The sequence below is a fragment of the Streptomyces sp. SID1328 genome (assembly GCF_009865595.1).
GTDB classification, from domain to species: domain Bacteria; phylum Actinomycetota; class Actinomycetes; order Streptomycetales; family Streptomycetaceae; genus Streptomyces; species Streptomyces griseoluteus.
Genome location: NZ_WWKH01000642.1, coordinates 1 through 7,778, shown reverse-complemented (window position 1 = coordinate 7,778; position 7,778 = coordinate 1). Strand labels below are relative to the sequence as shown.

The following is a 7,778-nucleotide window of genomic DNA, read 5'->3' as shown; positions in this document are numbered from 1 at the left end:
GGACACCTCCGCCGAGACGGTGCCCCCGCAGGGCGGCCGCCGCCGTGCCCCGGCGCCGGAGAACCCGACGGAAACCGCTTCCCCGCAGGGCGGCCGCCACCGCCGCTGACGCCTCTCCCCGCCTCCGGGGCGGCGATCCGACGCCGGTCCGCTCGCGCCACCGCCACCGCGACCGCCACCGCCACCGCGACCGCCTGACGCTTCCGTCTAAGCCCGTCGTCCGGGCGGGTCGTGCGTCGGGTGACCGTACCGGGCACGCTCGGGCGAACCGTCGGAGACCTTCGTACACGCGTCCCCCCACCCTCTGGGAGCTGAGACCATGGTGGGCGTTGTCCGGGGTTCTGGCTGGGAGGGGTTGTATGGGTGAGCGGGATGTCGTGACGGCTCTGGGGGTGGAGGCCGTTCAAGGGGCGGCCGGAGTGGCGGAGCGGCCGCGCGGGGTGCTCGTCACCTTCATGCTCGGGGCACTCACCGCCACCACACCGCTGGCGATGGACATGTACCTGCCCTCGCTGCCGGAGGTCACCCGGACCCTGCACGCGCCCGCCGCCACCGTGCAGCTCACCCTCACCGCCTGTCTGGCCGGGATGGCGCTCGGGCAACTGGTCGTCGGCCCGATGAGCGACCGGTGGGGGCGCCGCCGCCCGCTGCTCACCGGACTCGCGGTGTACCTCGTCGTGACCGCCCTGTGCGCGTTCGCGCCCACCGTCGAGACGCTGGTCGCCTTCCGGCTGGCGCAGGGCCTCGCGGGCGCGGCCGGAATCGTCATCGCGCGGGCCGTCGTACGCGACCTGTACGACGGCGTCGCCATGGCCCGCTTCTTCTCCACCCTGATGCTGATATCCGGGGTCGCCCCGATCGTCGCCCCGCTGATCGGCGGGCAGATCCTCCGGGTGACCGACTGGCGGGGCGTGTTCCTCGTCCTCACCGGCATCGGGGCCGTGCTCACCGCGCTGGTCTGGCTGCGGCTGCCCGAGACACTGCCGCCCGCCGAACGGCACCGGGGCGGGGTGAAGGAGTCCCTGCGCACCATGCGCGGCCTCCTCGCCGACCTGCCCTTCACCGGCTACCTCCTCGCGGGCGGCTTCGCCTTCGCCGCGCTGTTCGCGTACGTCTCGGCGTCCCCGTTCGTCGTCCAGGAGGTCTACGGCGCCTCCCCGCAGACCTTCAGCCTGCTGTTCGGGCTCAACTCGGTCGGCCTGGTCGTCGCGGGGCAGATCAACGGCAAGCTGCTGGTGGGCCGGGTCCGGCTGGACCGGGTGCTCGCCTGCGGCCTCGCGGTGATCGTGCTGGCCGCGACCGCGCTGCTGCTCATGGCCACCGGCGTGTTCGGCGAGGTCGGGCTCGCGCCCGTCGCCGCCGCGCTGTTCGTGCTGATGTCGGCGATGGGCTTCACCATGCCCAACACCCAGGCGCTCGCCCTGCTGCGCACCCGGCACGCCGCCGGTTCCGCCTCCGCGCTGCTCGGGACGACCTCCTTCCTCATCGGCGCGGTCGCCTCCCCGCTCGTCGGGATCGCCGGGGAGCGCACCGCCGTCCCGATGGCCGTCGTCCAGTTGGCTGCCGCGCTGGTCGCGGGCGTCTGCTTCATGGGACTGTGCCGTCCCTGGAAGGCGGGCGCGGGCCCGGAGGGAGTGGACCACTGAGCGCACCGAGACTCCGTCCCGGCACCCCCGAGCGGGCCGGGCTGGACCCCGCGGGGATGGCCCGCCTCACCGACGACCTGCACGCCCTCACCGCCGGGGCGCACCCCTGGGCGGCCGGGGCCGTCGCGGTGGCCGGGCGCGGGCCGGTGATCGCGGTCGCCGAGGCGTCGGGGTGGGCCGTGCGGTACGCCGCCTGGGACCCGAAGTCCGCCACCGGTGTCGAACTGCCGCCCGCCCGGCGGGTGCCGGTCACCCTGGACACCCCCTTCGACCTCGCCTCGCTCACCAAGCTGTTCACGTCCGTCGCGGCGCTCCAGCAGATAGAGCGGGGCACCCTCGGGATCGACGCCCGCGTGGGCGCGTATCTGCCGGAGTTCACGGGGGCGGCCGAACACGGCGTCACCGTACGGCAGTTGCTCACCCACACCGCTGGGCTCGCGCCCGAGCTCCCGCTGTACGAGTACCCGGACCTCACCGCCCGCCTGGCCCGGCTCCGCGCGGAGCCGCCGACGTCGAAGCCGGGGGAGTACCTGTACTCCGACCTCGGCATGCTGCTCCTGCAGTTCGTGCTGGAGCGGATCACCGGGCGGACCCTGGACGTGCTGATCGCCGACGGCATCACCCGCCCGCTGGGCATGACGGCGACCTCCTTCGGGCCCCGCCCCGACGCCGCGGCCACCGAGGACCAGCGGCGGCCCTGGGCCAAGGCGGACCGGGGGATGCTGCGGGGTGTCGTCCACGACGAGAATGCCTGGGCGCTGGGCGGAATCGCGGGCCACGCGGGACTCTTCTCCACCGGCCCCGACCTCGCCGTCTTCTGCCGCGCCCTCCTCGCGGGCGGCGCGTACGGGCCCGCCCGCGTCCTCGGCCCCGACTTCGTCGAACTCCTCCTCGCCCCACCCGGCCTCGGCTTCGCCCTCGACGAGCCCTGGTTCATGGGCACCCTCTCGGGCCACGGCGCAGCCGGCCACACGGGGTTCACGGGTACGTCCCTCGTCCTCGACCCGTCGACGGACACCTTCCTCGTCCTCCTGGCCAACACGGTCCACCCGGTCCGCCGGCCCCCCGACAGCCACCCCCGAGCGGCCCTGGCCTCCCGCCTGGCGAAGGCGGTACGGGACGCGTAGTGGCCTTCGCGCACCTGAGAGAATCGTCGGGTGAACGCCCCCGCCTCCGCCGCCGATACGCTCCGCTCCACCCTCGCCGGGGTGCTGGACGGGTTGCCGCCCCGGCAGGCGGCTTCCGCCGTTGAGCGCCTCATCAGCAATTACCGGGGGGACACCCCGACGAACGCGCCGATTCTGCGGGACCGGGCCGATGTGGCGGCCTACGCCGCCTACCGGATGCCGGCGACGTTCGAGGCGGTGCGGGCGGCGTTGGAGGCGTTCGCGGACGCGGTGCCACAGTGGGTGCCGGGCAGCCATGTGGACATCGGGGGCGGGACCGGCGCCGCGACCTGGGCCGTGGCCGCCACCTGGGACGGGGAGCGCCCGGTCACCGTGCTGGACTGGGCCGAGCCCGCGCTCGCCCTCGGGCGGGAGATCGCCGGTTCGCACCCCGCGCTGCGCGGTGCCCAGTGGCGGCGGGCCCGGATCGGGGCGGCGCTGGAGGTGCCGGAGACCGACCTGGTCACCGTGTCGTACGTCCTCAACGAACTGTCCGAGCCGGACCGTGCGGCCCTCGTCGACGCGGCCGCCGCTGCCGCGCGGTCCGTCGTCATCGTGGAGGCCGGGACCCCGGCGGGGTACGAGCGGATCATCGAGGCCCGCGGCCGGCTGACCGCGGCCGGATTCCGGGTCGCCGCGCCGTGTCCGCACAGCGCGGCGTGCCCGATCGTGCCGGGTACGGACTGGTGCCACTTCGCGGCGCGGGTCAGCCGCTCCTCGCTGCACCGGCAGGTCAAGGGCGGTTCGCTGGCGTACGAGGACGAGAAGTTCAGCTACGTCGCCGCGACGCGGCTGCCGGCGGAGCCGGCCCCCGCGCGTATCGTGCGGCGGCCGCAGATCCGTAAGGGCCAGGTGCTGCTCGATCTGTGTGAGGCGGACGAGCGACTGCGGCGGACGACCGTCACCAAGCGGCACGGTGACCTGTACAGGGCCGCCCGAGACGCCGAGTGGGGCGATGCCTGGCCGCCGCCGGGGGACGACTAGCTCTCGGAACGGCTTTCCCTGGCAAAGAGAGGGAAAAATCGCGCATACCCCTTCATTGTGAGGTATGTCTCCCCAGGTTCCTTCATATTCGTGCTCTGTCTCTCGGTGGCGCAGGATGATGGGACGATGAGGCAAGCTGTCCGCACCACAGCGAGGCGAGGGGACAGATGAGCGCGACGTTCGGCGGCCGGTCCGGCCGGCAGGGCAGGATCTCCCAGTGGCTGCGTGGACGGCGTCCCAAGGACGAGACCGCCGACGACGGTGGCCGTGAGGCGATGCTGGTCGCCACCGCCGGTGCCGGGTTGCCGTTGGCGCCTGCCGCGTATCCCGCGCCGGGGTACGGGTGTTCCTGTGACCGCGTCGGCTGTCCCACTCCCGCCCGGCATCCGGTGTCCTTCGCCTGGCAGACCCAGTCGACCACCGATCGTGCGCAGATCGAGCGCTGGGCGCGTGATCAGCCCGAGGCCAACTTCATCACCGCGACCGGCATGACCCACGATGTGCTCGATGTCCCGCTGGACGCCGGGCGGGCTGCCCTCGATCGGCTGCTCGGAGAAGGGGTGGAGGTCGGGCCGGTCGCCGAGAGCGACGACGGGCGCATGCTCTTCTTCACCCAGACCCGGGGCACGCCCGAGGACGAGGACGAGTGGTGGCCCTGTGAGCTGGACTGCCACCCCGAGACGATGGACGAACACCCCGGCCTCCGCTGGCACTGCCGGGGCTCGTACGTCCTGGTCCCCCCGGCCCGCCTCCCCGGCGCCCCGACGCGTGGCGTCCGCTGGGTCCGGGGCCCGGAACACGCCCTCCCCGAGCCCCTCACCCTGCTGGAATCCCTGACGGACGCCTGCGCCCGCCACGCCGGCACGGAACCCGACCACCACGCCGCCACACCCTGGCCGTCCCGCCACTGAACACTGCGGCCTGCCGCCGGACCGGCGCTACTCGCCCTGCGCGGCAGTCAGCCCCTGTACCCGTCCCACCACCGACACCGGCCCCCCGCCCGCGGGGTCCACCGCTGCCTGGTTGGCGACGAACTCGAGCGTCAGGGACTGTTTCACCTCGCCCTTGGTGAGGGCCTGGACGTCGCGGTTGGGTACGGCGACGGACGTACCGGCGGCGGCCGTGCGTTTCTCGTAGTGGTGGGAGGCGAAGAAGACGAGCGTGCCTCCGTCCGCCGTACGGAGGGCCAGGGGGGCGAAGGCGTCGCGGGTCAGTGGCTCGTCGATGTACTGGCGTACCAGGCCCGGCTTGCGGGCCTGTTGCGCACGGATGGCGCGCCAGCCGCTCGTACTCGGGCCGTCGGCGAACGTCCTGCCCCCGTCCCGCAGGTAGGCCGCGTACCGCGAACTCAGGTCAGCGGCCGGTACGGCCTCGGCCCAGCCGTCCGCCCCCACCCGGAACTTCGGCACCTGCCCGGCAGGGACCAGCGTCAGATACGCCACCCGCCACGACTCGCCGAGACCATTCCGCACGAACACCATCAACCACCGCGCGGAACCCCCCTTGTTGCCCTTGGCGTCCACGACGAACCACCGGGGCCAGCCGGCCTTCGCCGGAATGGTGAACCTGGCGTCGGTCAGGGTCAGCGGAGTGTGCCGGGAGTTCCCGCCCGGATTGTTCGCGTGCCCCGCCTTCAAGCGCGCGGAGTCGATCGCGCCGAACGCCCCGGTGACATACCCGGCGTCGAGCGAGGAGTCGTAGGCCCGGTCGGCCTTGTTGTACGCGTCCGTGAACCGGGCCAGAGCGCGAGCGGCCTCCGCACGGCTCGCCGCGGGCAGCACCTCCCGCTCGCCGTGCACCACGACACACCCGCTGGTCATCAGCGCGCAGGCGGCCAGTGAGGCCGCTATGCGTACCCTCCGGTTCCGGCCGCGAGGCCCACGACCGCTGCGATCCCTGCTCATCAGGCGACGTCACCTTCCCCTTCCCGGAGGCGAACCCTACCGGGAGGGGAGGAGCGCCAGGCCCCCCGAGGGGCCGCCTACTTCACCGCGCTCGCCGCAGTCCCGGCCGTACGGACGGGGGCACGGGAGGGGAGCAGGAACAACGTCAGCACCGGCACCAGATACAGCAGCCACACCGTGAGCTGGACCACCGTGGGGTCGGGCTGGAAGTTGAGGACACCCTTCAGCAGCGTCCCGTACCAACTGTCCGGCGGAATCGTGTCACTGATGTCGAAGGCCAGGTTCGTCAGCCCCGGCACCCAGCCCGCCTCCTGGAGGTCGTGGACGCCGTACGCGAGGACACCCGCCGCGACCACGACCAGCATCCCGCCGGTCCAGGTGAAGAACTTCGCCAGGTTGATGCGCAGCGCGCCGCGGTAGAACAGCCACCCCAGCAGCACCGCCGTGGCGATACCGAGGGCGACGCCGATCAGCGGGCGCGGAGTGCCGTCGCTCGCCGCGTGCACCGACGCCCAGACGAACAGCGCGGTCTCCAGCCCCTCCCGGCCCACCGCGAGGAACGCGGTGGCGACCAGCGCGCCCGTACCCATGGCGAGGGCGGCGTCGAGCCGGCCGTGCAGCTCCGACTTGAGGTGCCGGGCGGTGCGCCGCATCCAGAACACCATCCACGTCACCAGGCCCACCGCGACGATGGACAGCGAGCCGCCCAGCGCCTCCTGCGCCTGGAACGTCAGCTCCTGCGAGCCGAATTCGAGCGCGAAGCCGAAGCCCAGCGCGAGCGCGACCGCGATGGCGATACCGGTCCAGATCGGCTTCAACGCCTCCCGGCGGCCGGTCTTGACCAGGTAGGCGATCAGGATGCAGACGACGAGCGACGCCTCGAGACCCTCGCGCAGACCGATCAGATAGTTGGAGAACACGGACTACGCCTCCTTGGAGAACAGCGCCCGACCCCACCAGTCGTGGGAGTCACGGACACCGGGCGGGACCGCGAAGACCGCCGAACCCACGTGCTGGATGTACTCGTTGAGCGCGTCGTGCGCGGAGAGCCGCCGCTGGAGCGGGATGAACCCCTCGCGCACGTCACGCTGGTAGGCCAGGAAGAACAGGCCCGCGTCCAGGCGGCCGAGCCCGTCCGTGCCGTCGGTGAAGGAGTAGCCCCGGCGCAGGATGGTGATCCCGTCGTTGGAGTCGGGGTGGGCCAGGCGCACATGGGCGTCGGGCTTCATCGCCTTCAGGAACGGCGCGTCGTGCTCCTTCGCCTTCCCGACCGGCGCCCCCTCGCCCTTGTCCCGGCCGAACACGTCCTCCTGCTCCTGGAGCGAAGCACGGTCCCAGGTCTCGATGTTCATCCGGATGCGCCGCGCGACCAGATACGAACCCCCGGTCATCCAGGCCGACTTGGCGTCGCCGTCCGACGCGGACACCCAGACGTGCTTGTCCAGCCGGGCGGTCTCGGTGCCGGCGATGTTGCGGGTGCCGTCCTTGAAGCCCATCAGGTTGCGCGGGGTCTGGGCGTCCGGCGTGGTCGAGGAGGTCTTGCCGAACCCCAACTGGGACCAGCGCACCGCGACCTTGCCGAAGCCGACGCGGGCCAGATTGCGGATGGCGTGCACCGCCACCTGCGGATCGTCCGCGCACGCCTGCACACAGAGGTCGCCCCCGGTGCGGGACTTGTCCAGGTTGTCGCCGGGGAACTTCGGCAGGTCCGCGAGCGCGGCCGGGCGCCGGTCGGCCAGGCCGAACCGCTCGAAGAGGGAGGGCCCGAAGCCCACGGTGAGGGTCAGCCGGGAGGGGCTCAGGCCCAGCGCCTCGCCGGTGTCGTCCGGCGGGGCCTCGGCGAGCCCGCCGTACGCGCCCTCGCCGACCGGCTTCCCGGCCGTCATCAGCCGGGCCGCGGCCGTCCAGTCCTTGAGCAACTGGACGAACTCCGCGCGGTCCTCCGTCTTCACGTCGAACGCGGCGAAGTGCAGCCGGTCCTGCACCGGGGTGGCGATGCCCGCCTGGTGGGGGCCGTGGAACTCCACGGCACCGCCCGCGCCCGCCGGCGCCGGGGCCGGGCCGTCGTGGGACAGTGC

The 7,778-nt window shown here is 73.0% G+C and carries 7 protein-coding genes; 4 read left to right on the top strand and 3 right to left on the bottom strand.

All coding sequences use genetic code 11. The annotated features are described in order from the left end of the window. Positions 1 to 359 precede the first annotated feature (359 nt). The 4 genes from GT030_RS20880 to GT030_RS20865 all read left to right on the top strand — a co-directional run bounded on the left by GT030_RS20880 (position 360) and on the right by GT030_RS20865 (position 4,707). The gene (locus tag GT030_RS20880; protein ID WP_237522717.1) at positions 360 to 1,646 is read left to right on the top strand and encodes a multidrug effflux MFS transporter; all 1,287 of its coding nucleotides are present in this window, start codon (positions 360 to 362) and stop codon (positions 1,644 to 1,646) included. After that, positions 1,598 to 2,773 (top strand): serine hydrolase domain-containing protein, encoded by a 1,176-nt coding sequence (locus tag GT030_RS20875; RefSeq protein ID WP_161202406.1) that lies wholly within the window; start codon positions 1,598 to 1,600, stop codon positions 2,771 to 2,773. The genes GT030_RS20880 and GT030_RS20875 overlap by 49 nt, the downstream gene beginning before the upstream one ends. A gap of 30 nt (positions 2,774 to 2,803) precedes the next feature. Continuing rightward, entirely contained in the window at positions 2,804 to 3,796 is a 993-nt protein-coding gene (locus tag GT030_RS20870; protein WP_161202405.1) for a small ribosomal subunit Rsm22 family protein, read from the top strand. A gap of 167 nt (positions 3,797 to 3,963) precedes the next feature. Then, positions 3,964 to 4,707, top strand: a complete 744-nt coding sequence (locus GT030_RS20865) for a bifunctional DNA primase/polymerase (RefSeq protein WP_161202404.1) — start codon at positions 3,964 to 3,966, stop codon at positions 4,705 to 4,707. Between the two features lie 27 nt (positions 4,708 to 4,734). Here GT030_RS20865 and GT030_RS20860 read toward each other — a convergent pair whose 3' ends face one another. The 3 genes from GT030_RS20860 to efeB all read right to left on the bottom strand — a co-directional run. Further along, positions 4,735 to 5,700: a hypothetical protein gene (locus GT030_RS20860; RefSeq protein WP_161202403.1), complete on the bottom strand. Its 966-nt coding sequence runs from the start codon at positions 5,698 to 5,700 to the stop codon at positions 4,735 to 4,737. A 77-nt stretch (positions 5,701 to 5,777) separates the two neighbouring features. Next, the gene (gene efeU, locus GT030_RS20855; RefSeq protein ID WP_161202402.1) at positions 5,778 to 6,620 is read right to left on the bottom strand and encodes an iron uptake transporter permease EfeU; all 843 of its coding nucleotides are present in this window, start codon (positions 6,618 to 6,620) and stop codon (positions 5,778 to 5,780) included. A 3-nt stretch (positions 6,621 to 6,623) separates the two neighbouring features. Continuing rightward, positions 6,624 to 7,778, bottom strand: a 1,155-nt coding sequence (gene efeB, locus GT030_RS20850) for an iron uptake transporter deferrochelatase/peroxidase subunit (protein ID WP_161202401.1), incomplete at its 5' end; no start/stop codon positions are given.